We start from the raw sequence: 26,226 nt of genomic DNA on the forward strand, positions 1-26,226 counted from the left end.
GGGCCTCCGACCGCAGGGCGCCGGCCGCGCGCGGCCGGCGCGGGTGGCTCCGCACCGCGCCGGGGCCGCCCGGGACCTCACACGCGCTCCTTGCGCCGCGCCGCGAGCACGCGGGCGGCGGCCCGGCGGCCGGAGCGGACGGCGGCCTCGCTGGACGGCATCACGCCCACCCAGTCGCCGGCGTAGTCCACGACCCCGCCGGCGCGGGCCGCGAAACCCGCGCGCAGCGCCAGTGCCCGCGGCGTCGCCTCGGGCAGCCCGTCGCGGAACCGGTGCACCACCACACCCGTGGTGGCCGCGCGCAGGCCCGGCACGAACTCCTCGGCGGCGGTGACCAGGACGTCGGCCGCCTCGCCGTCGGGGGCCGCGAGCAGCCGCCCGGCCACCGACGGGTGCGCGACCAGCGTGACCAGGCCGCGGCCGGCCGGCGCGCGGTCGGGGTGCTTGAGGTGGTCGAACAGGACGCTCGCCAGCGTGCGGCTCGCCACCCGCGGCACCACGCCCAGGTACACGCCCGCCGACAACCGCCGGTCCAGCACCAGGTGCACCTTGACCACCGGCACGTAGGTCGACGCCGCCAGGAAGGGCACCTCGTGCGCGGGCGGGTTGGCGTAGATCCGCCGCACGACCGGCGCGGGCACGGCCAGCACCACCGAGCGCGCCCGGACCTCGGTGCTGCCGGCGAACACCCGGGCCGAGAGCGAACCGGCCACCACCTCGTCCACCGGGCACGACAGGCCCACGTCGAGCCGCTCGGCCAGCACCCGCGCCAGCAGGTCCGTGCCGCCGCGGTAGGCGCGCCACCCCGACGACGGGCCGATCGACGTCAGCAGCGCCAGGAACGGCCCGGCGGCCGACCGCTCCGGGTCCCAGCCGCAGAACCCGGCCACCACCGGCTGGCACAGGTAGTCCAGCAGGTCGGGGTGGTGGCGCGCGGCGAACCCGGCGACGGTCTCCGCGCCGGCCTCCTCCGGGCGGTCGAAGTCGTACCGGTCGCGCAGGACCCCGATCAGGTCCAGCCGCGCCCGCGCGGACAGCCCCGCGCCGGTGATCAGGCCCAGCGGGTGGGCCAGCCCGCGGCGGAACCGGCCGTCGCGCCACACGCCGGCCCACTGCCCGATCCGGGGCAGCTCCGACGGGCCGACCCCCAGCTCGGCCAGCAGCGCCCAGGTGGCGTCGTAGCCGCGCTCGGACAGCTGCTCCGCGCCCGTGTCGATCACGAAGCCGTCCTGCCTCGTGGTCGCCATCCGCCCGCCGACCCGGTCGGCCGCCTCCAGCACGCACACCCGGCGGCCCGCCTTGCGCAACTCGTGCGCGGCGGTGAGGCCGGCGACGCCGGCCCCGACCACCACCACGTCCACGTCGGTGCTCACAGCAGGTTCACCGCCACGAGCGCGGCGACGGTGAGCCGGTGCGCGCGGACGTCCAGCCGCCGGGCCCGGGCGGCGTCGCCCCGCGCGAACCCGACCCGCAACCGGCAGCAGCGCACCACCGCGGTCGGCAGCAGCGCGAACGGGAACCACCAGGGCGCGCCGACCAGCGGGGCGGCGCACACCAGCAGGAACTCGACCGCCGAGACGGCCGTGACGAACAGCGCGCCGCCGCGCGGGCAGGCGGGCGCGGTGGTGGTCGGGTCGTCGCCGGCGGCGGAGCGGACGCCGAGCAGCAGCGGCCCCAGGCCGAACAGCAGCGCCTGGACCACGACGGCCCCGTCCGGGTCGCCCGCCACCAGGCCGTGGGGCACGAGCACGAACGCCCAGCCCAGCGCCGCCGGGAAGGGCGCCCGGCGGCGGCCCGGCCGCGGGCGCCGGGAGCGCAGGAGGGCGACGAGGGGCGCCACCGCGACCAGCGCCACCGCCCACGTCGGGCGGTGCGGCGCCAGGACGAGGGCTACCGCCCACAGCAGCGCGCCGACCGTCGCGAGGCGCAGCGCCCGCGGCCCCGTCGGCGGCGCCCCGCGGACCCGCTCGCCGCCGTCGCGCGCCAGCGCGGCGAGGACCACGCAGACCTCGCCGAGCAGGAAGACCGCCGCGGTGGCCAGGACCCGCCCGTCGAACCGGAGGTCGGGCGCGAGCAGCGCCCACACCACCAGCGCGCCCAGGTGGCGGTCGACGGCGCCCGGCCCCGCGAGCCGGACCCGGACCCGGGCCCGGACCCGGTCCGGCGCGACGAGCGCCGTCACGCCGGCTCCGCCGGCGGCACGGCGGCCCCTCGGGGCGGCGCGGACCGGCGCGCCACCGCCGACGACCGCTCCCGGCCGCGCGGGCGCCGCCCACCGCCCATCACCCCGACAATGCGCTGCGGGGCCGTCGGGCACAATCGGGAAAACGCGGCCGATTGCGTGGAAAAGGGGACGAGCAGCGTGCTCACCTCCGCTGTCGAAGCACGGTTCGGAAGCGTATGGCAGGCGCTCCGACGGACCCCGGCAGGCACGGGAGTTCACTCTTCCTGGTCAATTCTCGGAATCGTGGTTGACAGTGACCGCCCCGGTCGGACAGCGTCGGCGCGGAGCGAATTCGATCGTTTATTCCGGCCCGACCAACTCCAGGGACTCAATGGTGCGGACACTCGTCGTGGGATTCGGTCGGGGCGGTGCGGACCTGCACCTGCCGGTGCTCGCCAGGGCGCGGGCCGCCGCCCGGCAGCTGTTCGGCGACCAGCCGGTCGTCGTGTGCGACCCGAGCCGGGTGCTCGGCGCCCGCCCCGGCCTGGTGACCGCGGCCGGCGTCGCCGAGGCCGCCGCGCTGCTGGACCCGGAGGACGCGGTCGCGCACGTGTGCACGCCGCCCACCGTGCGCGCGGAGGTGATCGGCGAGCTGGCCGAGCACGGCTTCCGCAACCTGGTCGTGGAGAAGCCGCTCGCCACCGACACCGACGACCTGGCCCGGGTCATCCGGCTGCGCCGCAAGCACGGCCTGCGGATCGCCGTGGTCGAGCCGTGGCTGACCAGCTCGCTGACCGCGCGGCTGACCGAGCTGGTGCGCGGCGGCGCGCTGGGCGAGGCCAGGTCGATCGCCATCGTGCAGAACAAGCCGCGCTTCCGGCGCTCGCTGGCCCGGTCGAGCCACCCGACGGCGTTCGACGTCGAGCTGCCGCACGGCGTGGGGCTGGCGCTGCGGCTGGCGGGCAACGCGCGGGTCACCCACGCCGCCGGCTTCGACCTCGTGGTCGGTGACGTCGTGGTCCCCCGGATGGGTGGCGCGCGGATCGGGCTGCGGCACAACAGCGGGGTGCGCGCGGAGATCAGCTCGGACCTGATGTCGCCGGTGCGGGAACGCCGGGTCACCATCACCTTCGACCACGGCAGCGCGGTGGGCCACTACGCGGTCAGCGCCGACGACGACCACTCGCAGCTCACCGTCACCCGCAACGGCCGCCGCGAGCACCACGTGCTGCGCGACGACTCGCTGACCGAGTGGGTGGTGCGCGCCTACCAGCAGTTCCGGGGCACGGGCGACCAGCACGCGCGGAGCTTCGCCTTCGCCACCGACGTGGTGCAGCTGCTGTCGGTGGCCAAGAACATCTGCGCCGAGCCCGTGGTGCCCGAGGTCCGCGGGAGGGCAGCGGTAGCCGCCCGTGCGCACTGAACCGCCGCGCAGCCGTTCCGACACCGGCGACGACGTGCCGCACCACGATGTCGGGGGACTTGGCACACGTGCACATCGAGGACGCGGTCGGCGACCACTGCGCGCCGCCGGGGCAGGGCGCCGCGCAGGTCGCCGACTGCGTCCGCCTGCCGGCTCCCCCGCCGCCTGCGCAGCAGCGGCCATCCACCACCGCGAGGCCGCGTCGGTGGTTCGCGGCGCGTGTCTCGCCGATCACGCTTTTCGATCGGCGAGACACGCCCCGCGAGCCGCCGACTTTCAGGCGGCCGAGCCGCCGCCTGCGAAGCAGCGGCAATCCAACACAGCCGAGCCGCCGCCTGCGAAGCAGCGGCAATCCAACACAGCCATCAGACACAACAACCATTCAACACAGCACCCCTCGCGTCCGGGCGTGCGCGATCAGCGCGGTGCGCTTCCAGCCGGGACGGCGGATCGGGGGTTCGGGCAGGTCCAGCTTCTGCGCCAGGTAGTCGATGTGCGCGTCCACCGCGCGCGGGCTCATGCCCAGCCGGGCGGCGATGGCGGCCGAGGTCGGCGCACCGGCGCACAGCTCGACCAGGACGGCGAAGTAGCGCGCGTCCGGGTCCAGCCGCGGCGCGCCCGGCCGGATCGCCGGGCAGCGCGGCAGCAGCGACCGGGGTGGTTCGGCCACCGCGGCGAACACCGTCAGCGCCAGCGCGCCGGGCTCGGCCGCGGGTGACACGAGCGCCATGTCCAGGCCGAACGGCAGCCGCTCCCCCGGCCGCACGGCGGTGACCTCCGCCGGGCGGTCCACGTCGGCCACGAACAGCGGTTCCCGGTCGGACAGGTTGGCCACCCACCAGACCCCGCCGTCGGCCGACACCGAGCCGCGGAAGTCCGGTTCCGCGGCGATCGCCAGGTCCCACGAGCACGCGCCGCACGCGCACGTGCCGAACGTCCGCGTGCCCCCGCCCGGCACGTCCACCCGCCTCGGGTCCCGACCCCGTTCGACCGGGCCCTGCACGGTCACACCAGTCACAGCTCTCCCCCGAACGTCCCCCGGTACGCGGGGCCGGCCACCGCCCGACGCCCGCCGTCCAACGGTGGCGCGCCGGCGCGGATACCGGAATGGGCACAACTACCCACACCCGCGCGTAGCAGGCCGGGCGCCGGCGCGCAACGGCGGTCCTCCCGGGACCGCCCGGATTATCCGGTCGGGGCGCGGGCCGGACCCTTGCGGCACGACATCGCGGAAGGGGCGCCGGACACCGCGCACGCCGGCGGCCCGGTGGGTGGCCGGCGGCGTCGGGGCGATCCTCCGGCGGCCCGGCCGCTCGTGCCCGGCCGCGCCGAGTCCGCCGACTGCGGGGGGACCCGTGTTCCAGGACCACGACGACAGCCGCTACGCGGTCTTGCGCAACGCCGGCGGGCAGTACGCGATCTGGCCGGCCGACCGCTCCCTGCCGCACGGCTGGACCCCGGACGGCACGACCGGCACCAAGACGGAGTGCCTGGACCACATCCGCGCGCTGTGGGCGGGCCTCCGCCCGACCGGCACGCGGGAGGACGGGTGAGCCGCGGCGGACCGGGTGCTCAGCGGTCCGCGACTGCGGGCACTTCGGCAGGCACGACAGCAGGCACAGCCGCGGGCGCGTCGGGGAGCAGCCCGAGCGACTGGGCGCGCAGCACCGCGGACAGGCGGTCGGTGGTGCCCAGCTTCCGGTACAGGTGCTGGAGGTGGCGGTGCACGGTGCGCGGCGAGATGTCCATCCGCCGGGCGATGGCGTCCGCCGTCAGCCCTTCGGCGAGCACGCCGAGCACGGCCAGCTCGCGATCGGTCAGGCCGTGGCCGGCCGGCGCGCCCGGCGGCCACGCCCCGGCCAGGCGGTCGGCCAGGCCCGGTTCGCACGCGTCGAGCAGGGCTCGGGCGCGGGCGCGCTCGCGGCGTGCCCGGCGGGCGCCGGTGGTCGGACCGGTGCGGCGGAACAGCGCGGCGGCGACCAGGCGGGCGCGGCCGGCGTGGACGGGTTCGCCCGCGCCCTCGAACGCCCTGGCCGCGCGCACGGCGTGCACGGCGGCCTCGGCGGGCGAGCCGTGGCCGAGCGCGCCCGCCCGCGCGACGTGCGCGTGGGCGCGCCGCAGCCCCGCCGGGAGGCCGGCGGTGAGCGCCGCGGCGCGCTCGGCCCACCGGGCGGCTGCGGCGGTGCGGCCCAGCGCGCCGTCGGCCAGCGCGAGCAGGGCGCACCACCGCACCGCGGTCGGCGGTTCGACCAGGGGCAGGTCGGGGCCGCCGCCCGCGGCGAGCAGCTGGGCCGTGCAGCGCGCCGGGTCGCCGGTGTGCAGCAGCGCCAGGGCCAGCGCGAAGTGCGCCGGTAGGGTCGGGTGCGCCGCGACGGCCCGCTCGGCGAGCCGGCGGCCCTCGGCGGCGTCGCCCCGCCACACGGCGATCCGCGCCCGCCCGGCCAGCGCGCGCGAACGGGCCTGGGCCGCGCCGGACAGGAACGCCGACTCGGCGGCGTCGGCGTAGCACTCGTGGGCCTCGGCGAGGCGGCCGAGGTGCTCCAGCGCCGCGCCCCGGGCCTCGGCCAGCGGGACGACGAGGTCGTCGCGCCCGCCGGCGCGCGCGACGGCCGGCGCCCGGTCGAGGTGGCGGAGGGCGTCGGCGGGGCGTTCCAGCGCGGTTTCGGCGCGCCCCAGCCAGAGCAGGGCCTGCGCGGGGCAGTCGGCGAGGCGGTCCGCCCGCGCCGCGGCCTCGTCGAGCAGGGCCGGGTCGCGGGCGGGCCCGAGCTGCCGGACGGCCAGCGCCGACACGAGCGCGGCGTCGTCGCCCAGGGCCCGCGCGGCGGCGAGCACGCGGTCCGCGCGGTGGTGGCCGGCGGCGGGGTCGGCGGCCAGCCCGAGTTCCAGCAGCACGCGGCCGCGCGCGTCGGCGCGGCCGCGCAGTTCGCGCTCCAGCAGGGCGTTGGCCTCGGCGTGCCGGCCGTGCGCGCGGTCGGACAGGGCGCAGCGCAGCGCCACGTCGGCGCGGTCCGCCGGCCGCAGGTCCAGCAGCTCCCGGATCGCGCGGCGGTTCGGCCGCCCGGTGGCCTCCGCCGCGGCGACCAGCCTGCGCAGCACGCGCGACCTCGCCGACGTCGCGCCCCGCGGCAGCAGCGCCCGGGCGGCCTCCAGCAGGCCGACGGCGACGGCGGGCGCGACGCGGGACGCCGCGTCGGCGGCGGCGACCAGGTCGGCCACCGCGTCCAGGTCGCCCGGCCGGGCGGAGCGGGCCACGTGGTGCGCGCGGGCGGTGACCGGCGCGCCGTCCTCGGCCAGCACCCGGGCGGCGCGGGCGTGGGCCCGCCGCACCCACCGCCCGTCCGCGGCGTCGAGCAGCGACCCCGGCGGCCGACCGCGCCCGGCCGCCGCCAGCCTGACCAGGGCGGCCCGGGCCTCGTGCAGCGTCGTCCCGGCCACCGCCGCCACCAGCCCCGGCTCGGCGCCGCCCAGCACGGCCGCCGCCCTGGCCACCAGGAGGTCGGCCGGCGGGAGGACCGGCGCCGCGGCCGCCGGCGGCGCGCCCAACTCGACCACCTCGTGCCCGACGGGGCCGTCCACCCCGTCGGGCGGGTCCGGCGGGACGACCGCGCCCGGTGGGTGGGCGACCACGAGCAGGAGGTCGGCCTCCGGCGGGTGGCGGAGCAGGTGGCCGAGGAGTTCCCGGGAGCCGGGGTCGGCCAGGTGCGCGTCGTCCACGGCGACCAGCAGCCCGGCCGGCCGGGCGAGGGCCGCCACCAGGTCGGCCACCGTGCGGTAGAGGCGGTGGCGTTCCGCGGCGAGCAGGGTCGACGTGCCGCGCTCGGCGGCCAGCAGCGAGTGGAACACCGCGCGCAGCAGCAGGAGCGCGTCCTGGGCGGCGGGCGCCCCCGCGCCCGTGTCGGGCGAGTCGCGCAGGGCGTCGCGGAGCGTGCCGAACGGCACCGCGCGGCCGGCCTCCGTGCCGCACGCGGCCAGGGCCGGCAGGCGGCGGTGGCGGGAGCCGCGCACCAGCTCGTCCAGCAGGCGGGACTTGCCCGCACCCGCACCGCCGACCACGCGCACCAACCTCACGCCCGAGCCGCGCGCGCCGTCGAGCAGGGCCGAGGCGTCCAGCCCCGCACCGCCCCCGCGCGGACCGGCGGCACCCGCAGCGGGGCCACCCGAACCGAACACCACCGGGCCCGACCGGACCACCTCCAGCGCGCCCGAGCCGGGCTCTGCCCCTTCCAGCGCCCCCTCCAGCGCATCCGGACCGAACGGTTCCGCTGTGCCCATGGCGTCCTCCCGCGACTAATGAGGGCACCGCCGAGTGGCGGATACCCCTCCGCGCCGGTCATCGCCCGAACGGTGGACGCGGGCGGTGATAGCGCGCAGCCGGCAGGACGCGCGCCCGTTCCGGCGCGGAGGAGAGCGCCGACTGTTGGAGGAAGAACGACTGCGGGATTGTTCGGCCCACTGCCGCGCGCACCGCGATGGTGGAACGTCGACCGGTTCCTCCGGTCCCCCACCGGCTCAACACGCTGATGTTCCGACCCCCGGAGCGCGCGGCTGCGCAACGCCCGGCTTCCCGGGTTGGAGTTGCGCGCCAGGACGCCGCGTCAGGAGCCAAGAGCAAAAGCCTGAACGGTGCGGGGTGTGGGAGCCCGGGGTGGGGTGACGTGGTGGAGCCGGTTCCGGTGGGGTGGATCGGGACGGTGGGTGGGTGGGCGTGCCAGGATCGGGAGCGCTGGTAGATCGCTTCGACGCCTGGAGCCGCTGTGGATCCCGTGTTGGCAGCCGACCTCGCGAAGCTCCGGGACGTGCTGGGCGCGGCCGGGAGGTACGCGGCGGACGTGGTGGTGGGGATGGGTGAGCGGCCCGTCGTCGCGCCGACCGGGGTGGAGCCGGTCGGGTTGCCGGAGGCGGGGTTGGGGTTCGACGGGGCGTTGGCCGCCTTCACCCGGCGGTGGGAGCCGGGTTTCTCCGGTTCGGCCGGCCCGCGCTACCTGGGGTTCGTCACCGGCGGGGCCACGCCCGCGGCGTTGGCGGGCGACTGGCTGGCGGGCGCGTTCGACCAGAACGCGGCGGCCCACGACGGGTCCGCGGCCAAGGGGTTCGAGCAGGAGACGGTGCGGTGGCTGGCGTCGCTGTTCGGGTTGGGCGGTGCGCACTCCGGCGCGTTCGTCAGCGGCGCCACGATGTCGACGTTCGTCGGGCTGGCGCTGGCCCGGGAGTGGCTGGGCGAGCAGCGCGGCGTGTCCGTGGCGCAGCACGGGACCGGCGGGCTGGGGCCGGTCGCGGTGTTCTCCGGCGCGCCGCACTCCAGCGTGCACAAGGCGTTGGCGATGCTCGGCCTGGGCCGGGACAGCCTGCGCCCGGTGCCCACCCTGCCCGGTCGCGAGGCGGTGGACGTCGAGCGGTTGCGGGTGGCGTTGGCGGGGGTGGGCGGGCCCGCGGTCGTGGTGGGCAACGCGGGCACGGTGAACACCGTCGACTTCGACGACCTGGCGGCGCTGGCGCGGTTGCGCGAGCAGCACCCGTTCTGGCTGCACGTGGACGCCGCGTTCGGCGCGTTCGCGGCGCTCTCCCCCGCGCACGCGCCGCTGGTGGCGGGACTGGCGGAGGCCGACTCGGTGTGCGTGGACCTGCACAAGTGGCTCAACGTGCCCTACGACTCGGCGGTGCAGTTCACCCGCCGCCCGGACCTGCAGGTGCGGGTGTTCCGCAACTCCGCCGCCTACCTCGGCCTGCCGACCGAGGACCCCGACTTCGTCCACCTCACCCCGGAGAACTCCCGCCGGCTGCGGGCGTTGGCCGCGTGGTTCACGCTCAGCGCGTACGGCCGGGACGGGCACCGCGAGGTCGTGGAGCGGTGCGCCGCCTCCGCCCGGCGCCTCGGCGACCTGCTCGCGGAGACGCCGTCGGTGCGGTTGCTGGCCCCGGTGCGGCTCAACGTCGTGTGCTTCACCCTCGCCGACGACCCCTCGCCCGAGCGGGTGGCCGAGGTGTCGCGGGCCATCGCCGCGACGGGCGAGACGTTCCTGTCCCCCACCGTCTACAACGGACAGCACGCGCTGCGGGCGGCGTTCGGCAACTGGCGCACCACGTCCTCGGACGCCGACCGGGCGTACCGCGCGATCGCGCGGGCGATGGGCTGACGCGAGGCGCCGGGACGGCGCGGCGGGCGACCGCCTACCCCAAGCCGGGCAGCACTTCCGCCGCGACGGCCTCCAGGACGCGCTCGTCGCCCGCGAACACGCCGGACTCCCGCGGCCAGGGGGCGGCCACGTCGGTGAAGCCCGCTTCCCCCGCCCTGCCCAGGAAGTCGCGGTAGCACTCCACGCTCGACAGCGAGAACACCGGGGCCCCGTCGGTCTGCAGGAAGCGGCGGACCCCGGCGCGCGGGCGGTCGTGGGCGGACAGGGCGTCGTCCAGCCGCACCGACAGCTCCGCCACCGACTTCCACCAGTCGTCCAGGGTGTCCCGGCGCGTGCCGGTGGTGATCCAGCCCTGGCCGAAGCGGGCCACCAGGCCCAGCGCCTTGGGGCCGTTGGCCGCCACCACGAACGGGATGCGCGGGCGCTGCACGCAGCCGGGAAGGTTCCGCGCGCCCGAGGCCCGGTAGTACTCGCCCGACCAGGTGACGTCGTCCCGCGTCAGCAGCAGGTCCAGCAGTTCCACGAACTCCGCGTACCGCTTCGCCGGGCTGGCCGCCCGGTTGGTCCCCCCGAACACCTCCGCGTCGTACCCGCCCATCCCGCCGGCTCCGACGCCGAGCGTGAACCGGCCGCCCGACACGTCGTCCAGGGCGGTCAGCTCGCGCGCGAAGGGCACCGGGTGGCGGAAGTTGGGCGAGGCCACCAGCATCCCCAGCTCGATGCGCGAGGTGGCCGCCGCGGCCAGCGCCAGCGTGGGCACGGAGCCGAACCACGGGCCGTCGACCAGCGTCCGCCAGCCCAGGTGGTCGAAGGTCCACGCGTGGGCGAACCCGTACTCCTCCACCGCCCGCCAGCGCGGTTCCGCCTCGGCCCACCGGTACTCCGGCAGGATCGTGATCCCGGCCTTCACCCCGCACCCCCGTCCGTCGACGGGTTCGAGCGAACAGACCCGCTGCCCGGCTGTCAAGGAGGTCACCGCGTGTGAATCCCCCCACTCGGGGTCACGTTCCCCGGGCGCGCGGCGACATTCCCGGTAAAGTCGCTCTTCGGCGGTTTTCGCCGTGGCGATCGCCCAAGGCTGCCTGGCCGGTCCCGCACCGGGTGCGGAGCAGCTACCCCCCCACCCCTCGGAGGACGACAGTGCGTCTGCGTTCAGCCGGTGCGCGCCGGTGACCATCGCTCCCGACTTCACCCTCGCACCAGCCCTGTTCCGCGCCCGCGCCGCCGCGCCGGAGCGCACCCTGCTCGACGTCCTGGCCGACACCGCCCGCCGGCACCCCGACGCGCCGGCCGTGGACGACGGGACGACGGCGCTGACCTACCGGGCGCTGCTCGACGAGGTCGACCGCGCCCGCCGCGAGCTGGCCGCGCGCGGCATCGGCGTCGGCGACCGCGTGGGCATCCGCGTCCCCTCGGGCACGGTCGACCTGTACGTGTCGATCCTGGCCGTGCTGGCGGCCGGCGCGGCGTACGTGCCCGTCGACGCCGAGGACCCGGACGAGCGCGCGGAACTGGTGTTCAGCGAAGCCGGCGCGTGCGCGGTGCTGGTCGCCGACCGCGAGCTGGTCCCGCGCGGCGCGCCGATGGGCATGGTGGGCGCGCCCGGCCCGGACGACGACGCGTGGATCATCTTCACCTCCGGCTCCACCGGCAAGCCCAAGGGCGTCGCGGTGTCGCACCGGTCGGCCGCCGCGTTCGTGGACGCCGAGGCGCGCCTGTTCCTCGCCGACGAGCCGATCGGGCCCGACGACCGGGTGCTGGCCGGCCTGTCGGTCGCGTTCGACGCCTCCTGCGAGGAGATGTGGCTGGCGTGGCGGCACGGCGCGTGCCTGGTGCCCGCGCCGCGCTCCCTGGTGCGCACCGGCATGGACCTCGGGCCGTGGCTGGTGGAGCAGGAGATCACCGTCGTGTCCACGGTGCCGACGCTGGCCGCGCTGTGGCCGGTCGAGGCGCTCGACGACGTGCGGCTGCTCATCTTCGGCGGCGAAGCCTGCCCGCCGGAGCTGGCCGAGCGGCTGGCCGTCGACGGGCGCGAGGTGTGGAACACCTACGGGCCCACCGAGGCGACCGTCGTGGCGTGCGCCGCGCCGCTGACCGGGGACGGCCCGGTGCGGATCGGGCTGCCGCTGGACGGCTGGGAGCTGGCCGTGGTCGACGCCGACGGCCGGGTGGTCCCGATGGGCGGCACCGGCGAGCTGGTCATCGGCGGCGTCGGCCTGGCCCGCTACCTGGACCAGGCCAAGGACGCCGAGAAGTTCGCGCCGCTGCCCGCCCTGGGCTGGTCCCGCGCCTACCGCAGCGGCGACCTGGTCAAGGCCGAGGAGGCGGGGCTGCTGTTCCTGGGCCGGGCCGACGAGCAGGTCAAGCTCGGCGGCCGGCGCATCGAGCTGGGCGAGGTCGACGCGGCGCTGCAGGCCCTGCCGGGCGTGGCCGGCGCCGCCGCGGCGGTGCGCACCACCAGGGGCGGCAACCAGGTCCTCGTCGGCTACGTGGTGGCCGCTGAGGGCTTCGACCAGGCCGGCGCGGTGGCCCGGCTGCGCGCCGCGCTGCCCGCCGCCCTCGTGCCGCTGCTCGCGGTCGTGGACACGCTGCCCACCCGGACCTCCGGCAAGGTCGACCGCGCCGCGCTGCCGTGGCCGCTGCCCGCCCTGGACGCCGAGGTCGAGTCGCGCCTGGAGGGCACCGAGGCGTGGCTGGCCGAGCAGTGGGCCGAGGTGCTCGGCTCGCGGGTCGCCGGCGCCGACGCCGACTTCTTCGCCAGCGGCGGCGGCAGCCTCGCCGCGGCGCAGCTGGTGTCGCTCGTGCGCGCCCGGCACGCCGGGGTCTCGGTCAGCGACGTCTACCAGCACCCGACGCTGCGCGCGCTGGCCCGGCGGCTGGACGAGCTGGCCGCCCACGACGCGCCCGCGCGGGTCGTGGCGCCGACCCCGCGCCGCACCGCGGTGGTCCAGGCCCTGCTGACCGTCCCGCTGATGACCGTGGCGGGCCTGCGGTGGACGGTCGCCCTGGCGGCGATCGGCAACGTCCTCGGGCTGATGTCGGTGTCGTGGTGGTGGGTCGCCGCCGGCTGGGTCGCGTTCGTCAGCCCGCCCGGCAAGCTCGCCGTCGCCGCCGGCGGCGCGCGGCTGCTGCTGCGGGGCGTGCGGCCGGGCTCCTACCCGCGCGGCGGGGGCGTCCACGTGCGGCTGTGGGCCGCCGAGCGGCTCGCGGAGTTCAGCGGCGCGACCAACCTCGCCGGCTCCTGGATCACGCACTACGCGCGCGCCCTGGGCGCGAAGGTCGGCCCGGACGTCGACCTGCACTCGCTGCCGCCGGTCACGGGCCTGCTCAAGCTCGGCCGGGGCTGCGCGATCGAACCCGAGGTCGACCTGTCCGGCACCTGGGTGGACGGCGACCGCGTGCACGTCGGCCGCATCCGGGTCGGGGCGGGCGCGACGGTCGGCGCGCGCAGCACCCTGCTGCCCGGCGCGCGGATCGGCAAGCGGGCCGAGGTGGCGCCCGGCTCCGGCGTGGTCGGCTCGGTGCCGACCGGGCAGCGCTGGGCGGGCGTGCCCGCGCAGCGCACCGGCAAGGCCGCGCGGCCCGGTCCGCGACCGCCGCGCTCCCCGTGGTGGCAGGCCGTGTACGGGGTGACGACGTTCGCGCTGGGCCTGCTGCCCGCCGTGGCGGCGCTGCCGGCCCTGCTGCTGGTCGTGCGCGGCCCGCTGACGCTGGGCAGCGCGCTGCTCGCGGTGCCGTTGGCGACGGTGGCGTGGCTGGTCTCCTACGCGCTGCTGGTGCTGGTGTCGGTGCGGCTGCTCGGCGTCGGGCTGCGGGCGGGCGTGCACCCGGTGCACAGCCGGGTCGCGTGGCGGGCGTGGACCACCGAGCGGCTGATGAACATGGCGCGGGTGGCGCTGTTCCCCCTGTACGCCAGCCTGTTCACGCCCGTGTGGCTGCGGGCGCTGGGGATGCGGGTGGGGCGCGGCGTGGAGGCGTCGACCGTGCTGGCGCTGCCGAAGATGACCAAGATCGGCGACGGCGCGTTCCTCGCCGACGACACCATGGTCGCCTCCTACGAGCTGGGCGGCGGGTGGCTGCGCATCGCGTCCGCCCGGGTCGGCAAGCGGGCGTTCCTGGGCAACTCGGGCATGACCGCGCCCGGTCGCGCGGTGCCCAACCGGGGCCTGGTGGGCGTGCTGTCGGCGGCTCCCAAGCGGGCCAAGGCGGGCAGCTCCTACCTGGGGATGCCGCCGATGAAGCTGCCGCGCGCGACCGAGGAGGGCGACCAGAGCCGCACGTTCGACCCGCCGCGGCGGCTGGTCGTGGCGCGCGCGCTGGTCGAGCTGTGCCGGGTGGTGCCGGTGATGTGCCACGTGGCGCTGGTCGTGCTGGTGCTGTTCGCGCTGCGGGAGCTGGGCGCCCTCGCGCCGCTGCTGGCCGGGGCCGTGCTGCTGGCGGCGGGCGTGCTGGCGTGCGCGGTGGCGGTGCTGGCGAAGTGGGTGCTGGTCGGGCGGTTCCGGCGGCGCGAGTACCCGCTGTGGAGCGCGTTCGTGTGGCGCAACGAGCTGGCGGACACGTTCGTCGAGGTGCTGGCGGTGCCGTGGCTGGTGGGCTCGGCGGGCGGCTCGCCGCTGATGGGCGCGTGGCTGCGGGCGCTGGGCGCGCGGATCGGGCGCGGCACCTGGGTCGAGTCGCACTGGTTCCCGGAGTCCGACCTGGTCTCGCTGGGCGACGGCGCGGCGGTGAACCGGGGGTGCGTGGTGCAGACCCACTTGTTCCACGACCGGATCCTGCGCATGGACCGGGTGGAGCTGGCCGCCGGCGCGACCCTGGGGCCGCACGGGATCGTGCTGCCCGGCGCGACGGTCGGCGCGCACACCACGGTGGGGCCCGCCTCGCTGGTGATGCGCGGCGAGGAGGTGCCGGCGGGCAGCCGCTGGCTGGGCAACCCGATCTCCGCGTGGCGATGACCGGGCAGCTCGCGCGGCACGGCGACCCGGCCGTGCGGGTCGAGGACTACGACCTGGAGCTGGACTACCGGCCGCTGACCGGGCGGCTGTCCGGCCGCGCCCGGCTGTGGGTGGCGGCGGACGGGCCGATCTCGCTGGACTTCGGCCCGTTCGCCCTCGGCAAGGTCCTGGTGGACGGCAAGCCGGCGCGGTACTCGCACGGCGGCGGCAAGCTGCGGCTGCGGCACCGGGGCGGGCGCTGCCTGGTGGAGGTGCGCTACGCCGGCACGCCCCGGCCCGTGCGGACGCGGCACTGGGGCGACCTGGGCTGGGAGCAGCTGGCCGACGGCGCGCTGGTCGCCGGGCAGCCGATCGGCGCGCCCTCGTGGTTCCCCTGCAACGACCTGGTGCGGGACAAGGCGCCCTACCGGATCTCGGTGACCACCGCGTCGCCTTACGCGGTGGTGGCCAACGGGGTGCTGGTCGACCGGCGGACCGGGGGCAGCACCACGACGTGGGTGTACGAGCAGGTCGAGCCGATGGCCGCCTACCTGGCGTCGGTGCAGGTGGGGCAGTACGAGCGGCTGGTGCTGGCGCCGGGGCAGGGCGTCGCCGCGCCGGCGCGGCTGCGCGCGGCGGTGGCCCACGACTTCGGCCGGCAGCCGCGGATGGTGGAGCTGTTCGCGGAGCTGTTCGGGCCCTACCCGTTCCGCGAGTACCACGTCGTGGTGACCGACGACGAGCTGGAGGTGCCGGTCGAGGCGCAGGGCATGTCGGTGTTCGGGTCCAACCACGTCGACGGGCGGCGCGGGTTCGAGCGGCTGGTCGCGCACGAGCTGGCGCACCAGTGGTTCGGCAACAGCGTCGGATTGGCCGACTGGCGCGACATCTGGCTGAACGAGGGCTTCGCCTGCTACGCGGAGTGGCTGTGGTCGGAGCACTCGGACGGCCCGCCGGCGGCCGTGCTGGCCGCGCGCGCCCGCGCCCGGCTGGCCCGGCTGCCGCAGGACCTGCGCATCGGCGACCCCGGCGAGGCCGGCATGTTCGACGACCGGGTCTACCAGCGCGGGGCGCTCACGCTGCACGCGCTGCGCGAGCGCCTGGGCGACCAGGCGTTCTTCACCCTGCTGCGGGACTGGACCAGGACCCACCGCCACGCCACCGCCACCACGGCCGACTTCGCGGCGCTGGCCCAGTGGCACAGCGTCGCTCCGCTGGGGCCGTTCTTCGACACCTGGCTGCTGGACCCGCGCCTGCCCTGAGCGCGCCGCCGCGTTCCCGGCGCCGGGCCGGGCGCGGCGCGCTACCGGCCGAGTTCGGCGTAGCGGGCCTCGGTGGCGCCCTTCTGCGGCCGCCACCACCAGTCGTTGGCGCGGTACCAGTCGATGGTGGCGGCAAGACCGGTGCGGAAGTCCCCGTAGCGGGGGCGCCACCCCAGCTCGGTGCGGATCTTCGTGGAGTCGTTGGCGTAGCGCAGGTCGTGGCCGGGGCGGTCGGCGACGTGGTCGAAGGCGTCGGCTGGTCGGCCCATCAGCTCCAGGACCAGCGCCAGGATCCCGGCGTTGTCGCGCTCGTCGCCCGAGCCGATCAGGTAGGTCTGCCCCGGTGCGCCCTTGGCCAGGATCAGGTGCACGGCGTCGTTGTGGTCGTCGACGTGGGTCCACTCCCGCACGTTCTCCCCGGCCCCGTACAGCTTGGGCCGCTCCCCGACGAGCACGTTGGTGATCTGTCGGGGTATGAACTTCTCCACGTGCTGGTAGGGGCCGTAGTTGTTGGCGCAGTTCGACAGGGTCGCGGCCACCCCGAACGAGCGCGCCCACGCGCGGACCAGCATGTCCGAGCCGGCTTTGGTCGCGCTGTAGGGGCTGGACGGGTCGTAGCGGGTCTCCTCGGTGAACTTGTCGACCGCGTCGAGGGCCAAGTCGCCGAAGACCTCGTCGGTGGAGACGTGGTGCAGCCGCTTCCCGTGGCGGCGCACCGCCTCCAGGATCGTGTACGTGCCCAGGACGTTGGTGCGGACGAAGGGCTCCGGGTCGTGCAGCGAGTTGTCCACGTGTGATTCGGCCGCGAAGTGCACCACCACGTCGTGTTCGGCCACCAGGCGGTCCACCAGCTCGGCGTCGCAGATGTCGCCGTGCGCGAACCGGACCCGGTCGGCCACCGGGGCGAGGCTGTCGCGATTGCCGGCGTAGGTCAACGCGTCCAGCACGCACACCTCGTAGCCGGGGTGGTTGCGGATGGTGTGGTGGACGAAGTTCGCACCGATGAAACCGGCCCCGCCGGTGACGAGCATCTTCATGGCCGGCCATCCTACGGTTCGACGCCGGCGCCCGGCTGCCGCCGGAACCGGGCCGACCACGGGTCGGACCGCCCCGTCCGGGGGCCGGCGCCCCGACCGGGGGCCGACCGGCAGCCCTGGGGTCGGGCAACCGCCGGCCGGCCTCCCCGTCGTCGGGGGTCAGAACCTGCGGATGATCCGCAGCCCGTTCGCGTACTCGCCGTTACCGTCCAAAGTGGACTCCCCGCCCAGGTCGGAGATCGTCGGGCCGTTGACCGTCTTGCGGCTCGACACGAACCGGGGCCGGCCGTCCTGGTCCCGGCCGGCGTAGATGCCCACGTGGTCGATCGACCCCGGGCTCCCGTCGGCGTCGAAGCAGACCACGTCGCCCACCCGGATGCCCGTCAGCGAGGGCTTCCCGCCGTCGTCGCGCTCGATCACCACCCCGGGACCGTGCGGGCCGATGTGCACCGCCTTGCGGGGCAGGTTGCGGCCGTCGAAGTCGGCCGGGCGGTCGGTGACCAGGGGCACGCCCAGGTGGTAGCCGAAGACCATCCGGATCATCCCGGAGCAGTCCAGCGCCCGGTGCCACTCCGGGCCCGGCGCGGGCCGGTGCTCGCCGTCGGGGAACGTCCACGCGATCCCCATGTACTCGTGGAAGTCCGCGCCCTCCCGGCGCGTGCCGTCGTCCGGGTCCAGCGGGCCGTAGCCCGACTCGCCCAGCACCTGCGGCCCGCCGCGCGTCGGCGAGCGGTAGGGCGCGGCGCCGGTCTGGAGCATCGCCGCGTACGCCAGCGCGTCCGGTGTGATGTCGGTCGGCCAGGCCCGCACCCGCTCCTCCACGTCCGGCGTCCACGTCCCGCTGTAGGGCGCGGGCAGCAACCGGACCCACGTGTCGTGCGCGATCACCGGTGGCCGGACCCACACCCCGGACGCGGCGAACTCGGTGACCAGCACGCGGGTCCGCGAGGCGGTGCTGCCCTCGGCCGCGACCGCCCGGAGGGCGAGCCTGCCCGCGCCGAACGTGCTGTCGCGCACGGTGTGCACCCACCCGGCCGGTTCCGCCCGGTCCGCCGGCCAGGCCCGCGTCCGCAGCACCTCGCCGGTCCGCTCGACCCGGATCCGCCAGGGCCGGCCGGCCGTGAACCCGCTGCCCACCTCGACGCCGGCGGCCAGCGGGGTGTCGACCTTCGCCTGCTCCACCTCGACGCTCAGCCGGACGGAACCGGTGGGGCCGAACGCGAGCCGCGCCCGGTAGTGGTCCTCGTAGCCCTGGTAGCCGAAGGCGACGGCGACGGAGGTGAGCGCGCCGGCGGGCATCTTGTCCAGCGTCACCGTGGCGGTGGCGGAGAAGTCGCCGATCCGGTCGTCGGCCAGCGAGGTGAAGTAGCTGTGCCCGGTCGTCGCCAGCAGGACGACCCCGCGCCCGGGCTCGACGGAGAAGTTCTCCGGCGCGCCCCGGTCGGTGCTCCACGCGCCGCCTCCGGGCGACGGCCCCCACCCGTCCCGCACGGTGCGCTCGAAGCGGTCCGCGAACGGCCTCTTCTGCTCCGTGAACGACCGGGGCGCGCCCGTCACGGTCACCGTGCGCGCCCCGGTCGTCAGCACCGCGAACACGCCCCGGGAGTCCGTGGACACCTCGGTTCGGTCACCCGGAGCCGCCTTGACCGCGAGCGGTTCCCGGATCGGGTCCGGGAACCACGAGGGACCGCCTGATCGGGTCATCCCCGGTATCCGGTCGCGCGCGTACTCGATCCCCGCCGCCACCGGGTCGGACGCCGGGCCCGGCGCCGCGGTCGACGTGGGCGTCGCGGCGTCGGCGGCCGTGCCGAGCAGCGGCACGGCCGCGGTCGAGGCCAACCCGGCCAGCACTGATCTGCGGTCGAACACCATTCCTGCTCCCCCCGGGGCATCACTGCGAAGTGCGTGCCTCCCCAGCGTAGGCCCCGGGAACGCGGGCCAGCAGCAGCACTGCGGCCAACCCGAAGGCGGCGATCACCGCGAAGAACCAGAACCCCCACGGGTAGGCGATGCCGGCCGTCACCAGGGCCCCGGTCACGAACGGGCCGAGGATCGAGCCGAGCCGGCCCACCGCCGAGGTGAAGCCCAGCGCCGTGCCGCGGGCCTGCGCCGGGAAAGCCTGCGCCACGTAGCCGTAGATCAGCACCTGCGCGGAGAACACGAAGACGCCGGTCAGCAGCACCATCAGGTTGAGCAGGAAGCTGTTGCCCACCCGCAGGCTCAGCGCCGCCAGCAGCACCGCCGACGCGCCGAACCACAGCACCGCCACCGGCTTGACGCCGTGGCGGTCGGCGATCAGGCCGGCCGCCAGCAGGCCGATCACCGCGCCGACGTTGAGCACCAGCAGCAGGGTCACCGCCGTCGAGATCGGGTAGCCGGCCGTGCGCATGAGCTGCGGCAGCCACGTGTTCAGGCCGTAGACCAGCAGCAGCCCCATGAACGAGCCCACCCACACCGCGAGGCTGGTCCGCCGGAACCGGGGGCCGAGCAGGTCGCGCGGCCTGAGCCGGTCGACGGGCTCGTCCCGGACGGCCAGGAACGCCGAGGACTCCGGCAGCCGCCACCACATCAGCGGCACGACGGCCAGGCCCGCGAGGCCGCCGCCGTAGAACAGCACGTGCCAGTCCTCCCCGACCGCCAGCGCGAGCACGGACATCAGCACCGCGCCGACGTGGTAGCCGGTCATCGTGAAGGTGCTGGCGCTGGCCCTGCGCCGGGCGGGCAGGTTCTCCGACATCACGGTGAGCGCGACCGGCATGCAGGCGCCCAGCCCCAGCCCCGCCACGAACCGGAACAGCGCGAAGACCCCCACGCTCGGGGACAGGGGGATCACGAGCGTGAAGACCGAGAACAGCAGCACTGAGCCGATGAGCAGCCGGCGGCGGCCGAAGCGGTCGGTCAGCGGGCTCAGCACCGCCGCGCCGAACGCGACCCCGATCAGCGACACGGTGGCCACCAGTGTCGCGCCGGCCGGGGTGAAGCCGAGGTGCCCGGTCTTGAGCAGGGTCGGGATCGTCGCGCCGAACGCGACCAGGTCGTAGCCCTCCAGCAGGACGGTCAGCCAGCAGAACACCGCCGTCCAGGTCGAACGGGCGGGGGTCGGGCTGGTGGGAGACGCCGCCATTGCCGTGCTCCTTCCGGTGGTCGGTCGCTGCGGGGTTCGGGGCGGGGCCGGGCGCTCGGCCCAAGGGTCACTGGGGCGTGGTCAGGTGCGTGTCGACCTGGATCAGGCGGGGGCCGTCGGTCGGGGTCTTGAGCTGCGCGCGCAGGTCCTCCAGCCCGGTGACGGCGGTGGCGGGCACGCCGTAGCCCTCGGCGATGCGGGTGAAGTCCAGGCCCGGGATCTCGGTGCCGGGCACGTCGGGCGTGCCGAGCAGCCCGCCGAACCAGCGCAGCGCGCCGTAGGTGCCGTTGCGCAGGATGACGAACGTGACCGGCACCCGGTGTCGGGCCGCGGTCCACAGGGCGGTGATGCCGTAGTTGGCCGAACCGTCGCCGATCACGGCCACCACCGGGCGCTCCGCCCGGCGCTCCGCCAGGCCCATCGCCATCCCGACGGCCGCGGGCAGGCCGAAGCCCAGGCCGCCGGAGGCCGGGAAGAAGTACGAGCCGCCGTGCCGCAGGTCCACCTGCCGCCACCACGCCGAGTTGGTCGAGGTGGACTCCACGACGTAGACGGTGTCGGCGGGCTGGGTCTCGCGCAGCGCGGCGAACACCTGCTCCGGGTGCAGCGCGTCGGGGGCCGTGGCCGGTTCGGGGTTGGGCGTGAAGCCGGTCTCCCCGGCGCGCGGCGCGGCCCGGTCCAGCAGCGCCTCGATCACCGCCGCCGGGTCGGCCACCAGCGCCTCGCCCATCGGGGCGCGGGTCGCCGCGCCCGCGTCGTCGGTCACCTGCACCAGCCGGCAGCCCTCGGGCAGGTACGGGCCGGGCACGTGCTGGTGGTAGCGGAACACCGGGGCGCCCAGCACGAGGACCAGGTCGTGCCCGGCCAGCTCGGTCGACACCGAGGCGATCCCGGCGGGCAGCACGCCCCGGAACAGCCGGTGCCGGTTCGGGAAGGGCAGCCGGTGCGGCGAGGGCGCCACCCACGTCGGCAGCGCCAGGTGCTCGGCGAGGGCCACGGCCCGGTCGAACAGCCCGGCCGCGTCGACGTCGCCGCCCAGCACCAGCGCGGGGTTGCGGGCGCCGTCGACCAGCTCGACCAGCTCCGCCAGCTGCCCCTCCCCCGGCGCGGACCCGCGCCGCACCTCGCGGCCGAGCACCGCCTCGGCGTTGGCGTCCAGCTCCTGGGCCCAGTCGTCGTAGGGCACCGACAGGTAGGTGGGGCGGCGGTGCAGCTCGGCCTCGAACACGGCCTGCGCCACCGACCGCGGCACGTCCGCCGCGCAGGTCGGCTCGCCCGACCAGCCCACCAGCGGGCGCATCAGGTGGGCGGCGTCGACGTTGGCCAGCATCGCCTCCAGCCCGATCGCCGGGCGCACCTGCTGCCCGGCGGTCAGCACCAGCGGCGAGCGCGAGTAGACGGCGTTGGTCAGCGCGCCCATCGCGTTGCCCGACCCGGCGGCGGCGTGCAGGTTGACCAGGACGGGCCGGCCGGTCGCCTGCGCGTAGCCGTCGGCCATGCCCACGACCACGCCCTCGTGCAGGCCCAGGACGTAGCGGAACGACCCGGGCAGCTCGGCCAGGAACGGCAGCTCGTTGGAGCCGGGGTTGCCGAAGATGGTGGTCAGACCTCGGCGTTCCAGGAATTCGTGGACGATCCGGCGGACGGTCGGCATGGGCGGGGCTCCTTCTCGCGACGGCGGCGTGGCCCAGACCCTAGGAAGCGCGACCGAGTGTGTTCCAATAAATGTTGGAGCCGATCGGTATAGACGGGATCTATGGTGCGGGACTTCGACCTCAACCTGGTGCGCACGTTCGTGCTGCTCTACGAGACGCGCAGCGTCACCGCGACCGCCGAGGCGATGCACCTGACCCAGCCGACGGTCAGCTACAGCCTCCAGAAGCTGCGGCGGCGGTTCAGCGACGAGCTGTTCCGGCGGGCCCGGGGCGGCCTGGTGCCGACGGCCACCGCGCAGGCCCTGTACGAGCCGCTGCACAGCGCGCTGGCGGGCATCGAGGCGGCGGTCAGCGGGGCGTGGTCGTTCGACCCGGCCACCGCGCACGCCACGTTCACGCTGTGCCTGTCGGACCTCGGCGAGGTGACGCTGCTGCCCCGGCTGGTGGCCGCCCTGCCGGCGCGCGCGCCGGGCGTGACGCTGACCGTGCGGCCGCTGGACGTGGTCAACGCGCCCGACCAGCTCGGGCGCGGCGAGATCGACGCGTTCATCGCGTCACCGCTGTTCAGCACCCCGCGCGTGGCGCGCGTCCCGCTGTTCGCCGAGGGCTACGTCGGCATGGTGGCCGCCGACCACCCCCGGCTGGCGGGCCGGGTGGACCCGGCGGCGCTGGCGGTGGAGCGGCACATCGCGGTCTTCGGCCCCACCGGGCACGACGGGCCGCGGCGGGCGCTGGAGGCCAACGGGCTGCTGCACCGGGTCGTCCTGGAGACCACCCGCTTCACGTCCCTGCCGCACCTGGTCCGGCAGGGCGAACTGGTCGCGATGGTGCCGCGCCTGGTGGCGGAGGTGTTCGCGGCCGACCACCCGGTCCGCCTGTTCGAGCTGCCCTTCGACATCGAGCCCGCGCAGGTCTCCATCTACGCCCGCCACGCCCACGCGCGCAGCGCGGCCCAGGCGTGGCTGGTGGGGTTCATGACGGAGGTGCTCGCCGGGGCGGGGGTCCGGTGACCGGCGGGCGGGGCGCCGGTCCGGGGCGGTTCGCCACCACGTCGCGCGGCGGGGTCGGGCCGGTCGCGTCCGCGGCGTGCGTCGACGAGGGCCTGTCCGTCACCCGGCGGCGTCGACGGGTCGTCGGAGAAGCGCCTGGACCGGCAGACCCGGACCAGGCCCTCCCGCACCTCGCGGTTTCGTCACGACCTCGTCCTGCCGGCGGACAGCGCAGTCACGACCAGTGCCCGAGCTCGGCGTCGATGCGCGGGTCGGTGCGGACCCACACCTCGCCGGAGGCGGCCCCCGGCGGGGCGTCGACGCGCTCGAGGCCGAGCGCGTCGACCAGCTCCAGGAGCTCGTCCCGGGCTTCGCCCGCCTCCTCGATCGTGCGGCTGTCGAACAGGACGTAGTGCACGTCCCAGCGGTCGTTGTACCCGGAGTCGGCCCAGATCCGGCAGAAGCGGTCCACCGCCTCCCGGTCGAGCGGCGCGGTCACGGGCCGCTCCCGCCCGAGCGCGGCGGTCGCAGCGGTCGCGGCGAAACCTCTGGCGATGTCCTCGGCGCCCCACCGCTTCGCCGCTTCGGCGACCGCGGCGGGGGTGAAGTCGCCCGGCGCGAGGAAGACCTCCAGCAGCCGGCCGACCCCGGTGCCCTCGACGCCCGACCGCGTCTCCTGCAAGCGGGACACCAGGCCCTCCGCCATGGCGCAGGGGCCCGCGAAGGTGAAGACGCCGGTGGCGGCCACCTGGGTGCCGCCGTCGGGGTGCGGGACGTTGAGCGTCGTGCCCGTTCCCGGCGCGTTCCTCACCAGGCCGAGGAGGTCCGCCGGCACGCCGTCGTACAGCGCTGCCTGCGCGTGGGCGTCGTCGGAGCAGTCGAGCCCGCCGGCGCGGTCGAACGTCACCAGCAGGCCGCGACCACCGGCGGTGAACCAGGCGTTGACGGTGTCGCCGTCGCCGAAGCCGAGGTGGGTGACCCCGGCGACCGCCACCGGCTCGCGCCCGTCGACGCGGGTCAGGACCTCCAGCCGACGGCGCAGCTCGCGCGGGTGGGTCCGGCGCAGCACGGACCCGTCGAACTCGGCTCGGAGCCGTTCCGCGCGCCGGTCGCGGGCTCCGCCGGTCGCTTCACCGCCCGGGCGGGCGTTGCGCGCGGCCCGTTGGCGCAGGTGGGCCGACCGCGCGAGCAGGAAGCTGTCGGCGTCCGGCAGCCAGGGGCCGTGGCGGTCCAGGGCGGTGAAGCCGCCGCGGGCGAAATCGGCCGCCAGGGTCCGGTGGTCGCCCCGGTCGGTGACCACGCGGTACTCGTGCCGCGGGTCCTGCCGCCCCTTGACCCGGCAGATGGCCCCGACCTCGAACATGAACAGCAGCGCTTCCCCGTTCTCCTCGTCCTCGATGCCGAACGACGCGTTGCCGGCGCCGCGGTGCCGGGCGATGAACTCCAGGAACGCGTCGACGGCGGGTCGGGGGTCGCCGGGGAGCCACTCCTGCTCGTGGTCCTCGTCGTCGCTGAAGGTCAGTGCTCTCATCGCCGTCCTCGGTGTGCCGGTCCGCGCGTCCTTCCCCGGACGTCGCGGCGGTGCGGGCCGCGACCGCGCTTCGCCACGGCGCGTCCCGCGGGCGGCACGCCACCCGAAGGATGCCTGACCGGCGCCGGTGGGGGGACGGAGGGGTTCGTCCGCGACGAGCAGACGCGCGCCTTCCGGTTGATCTAGTGTTCGGGCCGGGTTCAGCGGGTCTCGGCGCAGCGAGCCGCGTGACCGGAGGAGGGGCTGGGATGGCGGCAGGGCGATCGGTGCCCACGCAGGACGACGTGCTCGGGTACTTCGACGCGCTGTCGAACTGGGGGCGGTGGGGTGACGACGACGAGCGCGGCACCCTGAACCACATCACCGACGACGTCCGGCTGGCGGCGGCGCGGGCCGTGCGCCACGGCAGGAGCGTGTCGTGCGCGTGGGAGGTCGCCGCGCCGGAGGAGGTGGAGCGGTCGACGACGGCGTGCCCGTGCGCCGCCGACATGCCGGGCGCCGAGAACATGCCGGCGCCCGGGTTCCGCGACGACCGGCGCTGGGGCTTCTCCACCGAGCGGCTCGGCCTCACCTTCCACGGCAACACCGTCACCCACGTGGACTCGCCGTGCCACATCTTCTGGGACGGCGCGATGTACAACGGGCGGCCGCACTCGCTGGTCGACGCCGCGACGGGATCGGCGTGGGCGGCCGTCACGGCGGCGGCGGACGGGATCACCACGCGGGGTGTGCTGCTGGACATCGCGGGGGTCCGCGGTGTGCCGTGGCTGGAACCGGGGCAGGGCGTGTTCCCCGAAGACCTCGAAGAGGCCGAGCGCCGCCAGGGCGTGCGGGTGCGGCCCGGCGACGCGGTGCTCCTGCGGACCGGGCGCGGCCGAGCCCGGCGCGAGGCCGGCGCGGACGGCGGCTTCGCCCAGGCCGGCTGGCACGCGTCCTGCCTGCCGTGGCTGCACGAACGGGAGGTCGCGCTGATCGGCGCCGACACCCCCCAGGACGTCCAGCCGTCGGGGTACGGGGACGTGCTGATGCCGGTGCACGCCGTGGGCCTGGTCGCGATGGGCTTGTGGCTGCTCGACAACTGCGACCTGGAGGGGTGCGCGGCGACGGCCGCCGAACTGGGCCAGTGGGACTTCCACCTCGCGGTCGCGCCGGTCCGCTTCGCCGGCACGTCCGGCAGCCCGGTCAACCCGATCGCCACGTTCTGAGCCGGGGCGGCCCGGCCGGTGGCCGCGGGGGGACCTGCCCCGCCCCGGCGACCCGGGTGTACGGTTCGCGTCGCAAGGACGAACCCTGGTCGGCACCAGGTCGGTGGTCGGAGCGTGCTGGCCGTCCCGCGCGTGCGCGGGTACGGACACCGTGAGGAACAACCACACCATGCACGAGAACGATCAGCTCATCTCCCTCTTCCGCGAGCACGTCGCGCCGTCCGCGCCGCTGGACGAGGTCGACGCGGAGGCATCGCGGATCGCCGCCGCCGTGGGCGGCTCCAGCCCGCACCTGCCGCTGACGGCGCTGGTGGCGGGCGCCTACCGGGTGCTGCTGCGGCGGTTGCCGCGGGCGGCGGCCATGTCTTTGGTGGCCAAGGCGTTCCACGAGCCCGTCCGGCCGTACGTGCACGACGGCACCAGGGCCGCGCTGGACGCCTCCGACGACCCGTTCTCCGTGATCACCGGTCTCTCCCAGGACCGGGAGGAGAACTACTTCGGCGCGGACTTCTCGTTCAGCCGGGTCGAGGACCGGTCGCAGTACCTGGTCGACGTGCACCGGTGCTTCTACGTGCGGGTGCTGGACGTGGCGGGCGTGCCCGAGCTGGGCACCGTGTTCTGCGAGTTCGACACGGCGTGGATCAGCGCGATCGACCGCGAACGGCACGGCGTGGACTTCCGGCGGCCGACGACGATCGCCCGCGGCGGGGCGACGTGCCCGTTCCACTTCCGCAGGGTGGCCCCGGACTCGCCCTGAGGCGGGCGTCCGGC

At 76.2% G+C, this 26,226-nt stretch carries 18 protein-coding genes; 8 read left to right on the forward strand and 10 right to left on the reverse strand.

Annotation, left to right across the window (positions count from 1 at the left end; translation table 11 throughout):
• Positions 1 to 77 precede the first annotated feature (77 nt).
• The gene (locus JOE68_RS00545; RefSeq protein ID WP_204840374.1) at positions 78 to 1,373 is read right to left on the reverse strand and encodes an FAD-dependent oxidoreductase; all 1,296 of its coding nucleotides are present in this window, start codon (positions 1,371 to 1,373) and stop codon (positions 78 to 80) included.
• On the reverse strand, positions 1,370 to 2,182 hold the full coding sequence (locus JOE68_RS00550; protein ID WP_204840375.1) for a 1,4-dihydroxy-2-naphthoate prenyltransferase: 813 nt from the start codon (positions 2,180 to 2,182) through the stop codon (positions 1,370 to 1,372). Before JOE68_RS00550 ends, JOE68_RS00545 begins: the two co-directional genes overlap by 4 nt.
• A gap of 391 nt (positions 2,183 to 2,573) precedes the next feature.
• Here JOE68_RS00550 and JOE68_RS00555 point away from each other — a divergent pair, with 391 nt between their 5' ends.
• The gene (locus JOE68_RS00555) at positions 2,574 to 3,587 is read left to right on the forward strand and encodes a Gfo/Idh/MocA family protein (RefSeq protein WP_307819396.1); all 1,014 of its coding nucleotides are present in this window, start codon (positions 2,574 to 2,576) and stop codon (positions 3,585 to 3,587) included.
• A 382-nt stretch (positions 3,588 to 3,969) separates the two neighbouring features.
• Here JOE68_RS00555 and JOE68_RS30695 read toward each other — a convergent pair whose 3' ends face one another.
• Complete coding sequence (locus JOE68_RS30695; protein ID WP_239562075.1) at positions 3,970 to 4,605, reverse strand: helix-turn-helix transcriptional regulator; 636 nt, start codon at positions 4,603 to 4,605, stop codon at positions 3,970 to 3,972.
• Between the two features lie 337 nt (positions 4,606 to 4,942).
• Between JOE68_RS30695 and JOE68_RS30700 the strand changes: the two genes are divergently transcribed.
• Entirely contained in the window at positions 4,943 to 5,140 is a 198-nt protein-coding gene (locus JOE68_RS30700; RefSeq protein ID WP_307819398.1) for an MbtH family protein, read from the forward strand.
• Positions 5,141 to 5,159: 19 nt separating this feature from the next.
• Here JOE68_RS30700 and JOE68_RS00570 read toward each other — a convergent pair whose 3' ends face one another.
• Positions 5,160 to 7,859: a helix-turn-helix transcriptional regulator gene (locus JOE68_RS00570; RefSeq protein WP_204840379.1), complete on the reverse strand. Its 2,700-nt coding sequence runs from the start codon at positions 7,857 to 7,859 to the stop codon at positions 5,160 to 5,162.
• 482 nt (positions 7,860 to 8,341) lie between these two features.
• On the opposite strand from JOE68_RS00570, the gene JOE68_RS00575 reads away from it, so the two are divergent.
• Complete coding sequence (locus tag JOE68_RS00575; protein WP_204840380.1) at positions 8,342 to 9,721, forward strand: pyridoxal phosphate-dependent decarboxylase family protein; 1,380 nt, start codon at positions 8,342 to 8,344, stop codon at positions 9,719 to 9,721.
• 34 nt (positions 9,722 to 9,755) lie between these two features.
• On the opposite strand, the gene JOE68_RS00580 is transcribed toward JOE68_RS00575, so the two are convergent.
• Entirely contained in the window at positions 9,756 to 10,631 is an 876-nt protein-coding gene (locus tag JOE68_RS00580; RefSeq protein ID WP_204840381.1) for an LLM class flavin-dependent oxidoreductase, read from the reverse strand.
• Between the two features lie 259 nt (positions 10,632 to 10,890).
• Here JOE68_RS00580 and JOE68_RS00585 point away from each other — a divergent pair, with 259 nt between their 5' ends.
• Entirely contained in the window at positions 10,891 to 14,673 is a 3,783-nt protein-coding gene (locus tag JOE68_RS00585; RefSeq protein ID WP_204840382.1) for a Pls/PosA family non-ribosomal peptide synthetase, read from the forward strand.
• The gene (locus tag JOE68_RS00590; protein WP_204840383.1) at positions 14,670 to 15,914 is read left to right on the forward strand and encodes a M1 family metallopeptidase; all 1,245 of its coding nucleotides are present in this window, start codon (positions 14,670 to 14,672) and stop codon (positions 15,912 to 15,914) included. The genes JOE68_RS00585 and JOE68_RS00590 overlap by 4 nt, the downstream gene beginning before the upstream one ends.
• A gap of 41 nt (positions 15,915 to 15,955) precedes the next feature.
• Here JOE68_RS00590 and rfbB read toward each other — a convergent pair whose 3' ends face one another.
• The 4 genes from rfbB to mdlC form a co-directional block, all read right to left on the reverse strand.
• Complete coding sequence (gene rfbB, locus JOE68_RS00595) at positions 15,956 to 16,951, reverse strand: dTDP-glucose 4,6-dehydratase (RefSeq protein ID WP_204840384.1); 996 nt, start codon at positions 16,949 to 16,951, stop codon at positions 15,956 to 15,958.
• Between the two features lie 159 nt (positions 16,952 to 17,110).
• Positions 17,111 to 18,823: an NlpC/P60 family protein gene (locus tag JOE68_RS00600; RefSeq protein WP_204840385.1), complete on the reverse strand. Its 1,713-nt coding sequence runs from the start codon at positions 18,821 to 18,823 to the stop codon at positions 17,111 to 17,113.
• Between the two features lie 19 nt (positions 18,824 to 18,842).
• Complete coding sequence (locus tag JOE68_RS00605; RefSeq protein WP_204840386.1) at positions 18,843 to 20,075, reverse strand: MFS transporter; 1,233 nt, start codon at positions 20,073 to 20,075, stop codon at positions 18,843 to 18,845.
• Positions 20,076 to 20,142: 67 nt separating this feature from the next.
• Positions 20,143 to 21,729: a benzoylformate decarboxylase gene (gene mdlC / locus JOE68_RS00610; protein ID WP_204840387.1), complete on the reverse strand. Its 1,587-nt coding sequence runs from the start codon at positions 21,727 to 21,729 to the stop codon at positions 20,143 to 20,145.
• A 102-nt stretch (positions 21,730 to 21,831) separates the two neighbouring features.
• On the opposite strand from mdlC, the gene JOE68_RS00615 reads away from it, so the two are divergent.
• On the forward strand, positions 21,832 to 22,740 hold the full coding sequence (locus tag JOE68_RS00615; protein WP_239562076.1) for a LysR family transcriptional regulator: 909 nt from the start codon (positions 21,832 to 21,834) through the stop codon (positions 22,738 to 22,740).
• Between the two features lie 214 nt (positions 22,741 to 22,954).
• Here JOE68_RS00615 and JOE68_RS00620 read toward each other — a convergent pair whose 3' ends face one another.
• Entirely contained in the window at positions 22,955 to 24,514 is a 1,560-nt protein-coding gene (locus JOE68_RS00620) for a DUF6357 family protein (protein WP_307820016.1), read from the reverse strand.
• On the opposite strand from JOE68_RS00620, the gene JOE68_RS00625 reads away from it, so the two are divergent.
• The gene (locus tag JOE68_RS00625; RefSeq protein WP_239562077.1) at positions 24,499 to 25,455 is read left to right on the forward strand and encodes a cyclase family protein; all 957 of its coding nucleotides are present in this window, start codon (positions 24,499 to 24,501) and stop codon (positions 25,453 to 25,455) included. The genes JOE68_RS00620 and JOE68_RS00625 overlap by 16 nt on opposite strands.
• Before the next feature lie 169 nt (positions 25,456 to 25,624).
• Positions 25,625 to 26,212, forward strand: a complete 588-nt coding sequence (locus tag JOE68_RS00630) for an L-2-amino-thiazoline-4-carboxylic acid hydrolase (protein WP_204840389.1) — start codon at positions 25,625 to 25,627, stop codon at positions 26,210 to 26,212.
• The last annotated feature ends 14 nt before the right edge of the window (positions 26,213 to 26,226 follow it).

The organism is Saccharothrix algeriensis, from assembly GCF_016907655.1.
Classification (GTDB): domain Bacteria; phylum Actinomycetota; class Actinomycetes; order Mycobacteriales; family Pseudonocardiaceae; genus Actinosynnema; species Actinosynnema algeriense.

What these genes read in the sequence shown, in the direction of transcription:
- mdlC (WP_204840387.1), bottom strand. Translation starts at nt 21,729, where the DNA reads ATGCCGACCGTCCGCCGGATCGTCCACGAATTCCTGGAACGCCGAGGT.
- rfbB (WP_204840384.1), bottom strand. Translation starts at nt 16,951, where the DNA reads ATGAAGATGCTCGTCACCGGCGGGGCCGGTTTCATCGGTGCGAACTTC.
- JOE68_RS00615 (WP_239562076.1), top strand. Translation starts at nt 21,832, where the DNA reads ATGGTGCGGGACTTCGACCTCAACCTGGTGCGCACGTTCGTGCTGCTC.
- JOE68_RS00600 (WP_204840385.1), bottom strand. Translation starts at nt 18,823, where the DNA reads ATGGTGTTCGACCGCAGATCAGTGCTGGCCGGGTTGGCCTCGACCGCG.
- JOE68_RS00590 (WP_204840383.1), top strand. Translation starts at nt 14,670, where the DNA reads ATGACCGGGCAGCTCGCGCGGCACGGCGACCCGGCCGTGCGGGTCGAG.
- JOE68_RS00630 (WP_204840389.1), top strand. Translation starts at nt 25,625, where the DNA reads ATGCACGAGAACGATCAGCTCATCTCCCTCTTCCGCGAGCACGTCGCG.
- JOE68_RS00625 (WP_239562077.1), top strand. Translation starts at nt 24,499, where the DNA reads ATGGCGGCAGGGCGATCGGTGCCCACGCAGGACGACGTGCTCGGGTAC.
- JOE68_RS00605 (WP_204840386.1), bottom strand. Translation starts at nt 20,075, where the DNA reads ATGGCGGCGTCTCCCACCAGCCCGACCCCCGCCCGTTCGACCTGGACG.
- JOE68_RS00570 (WP_204840379.1), bottom strand. Translation starts at nt 7,859, where the DNA reads ATGGGCACAGCGGAACCGTTCGGTCCGGATGCGCTGGAGGGGGCGCTG.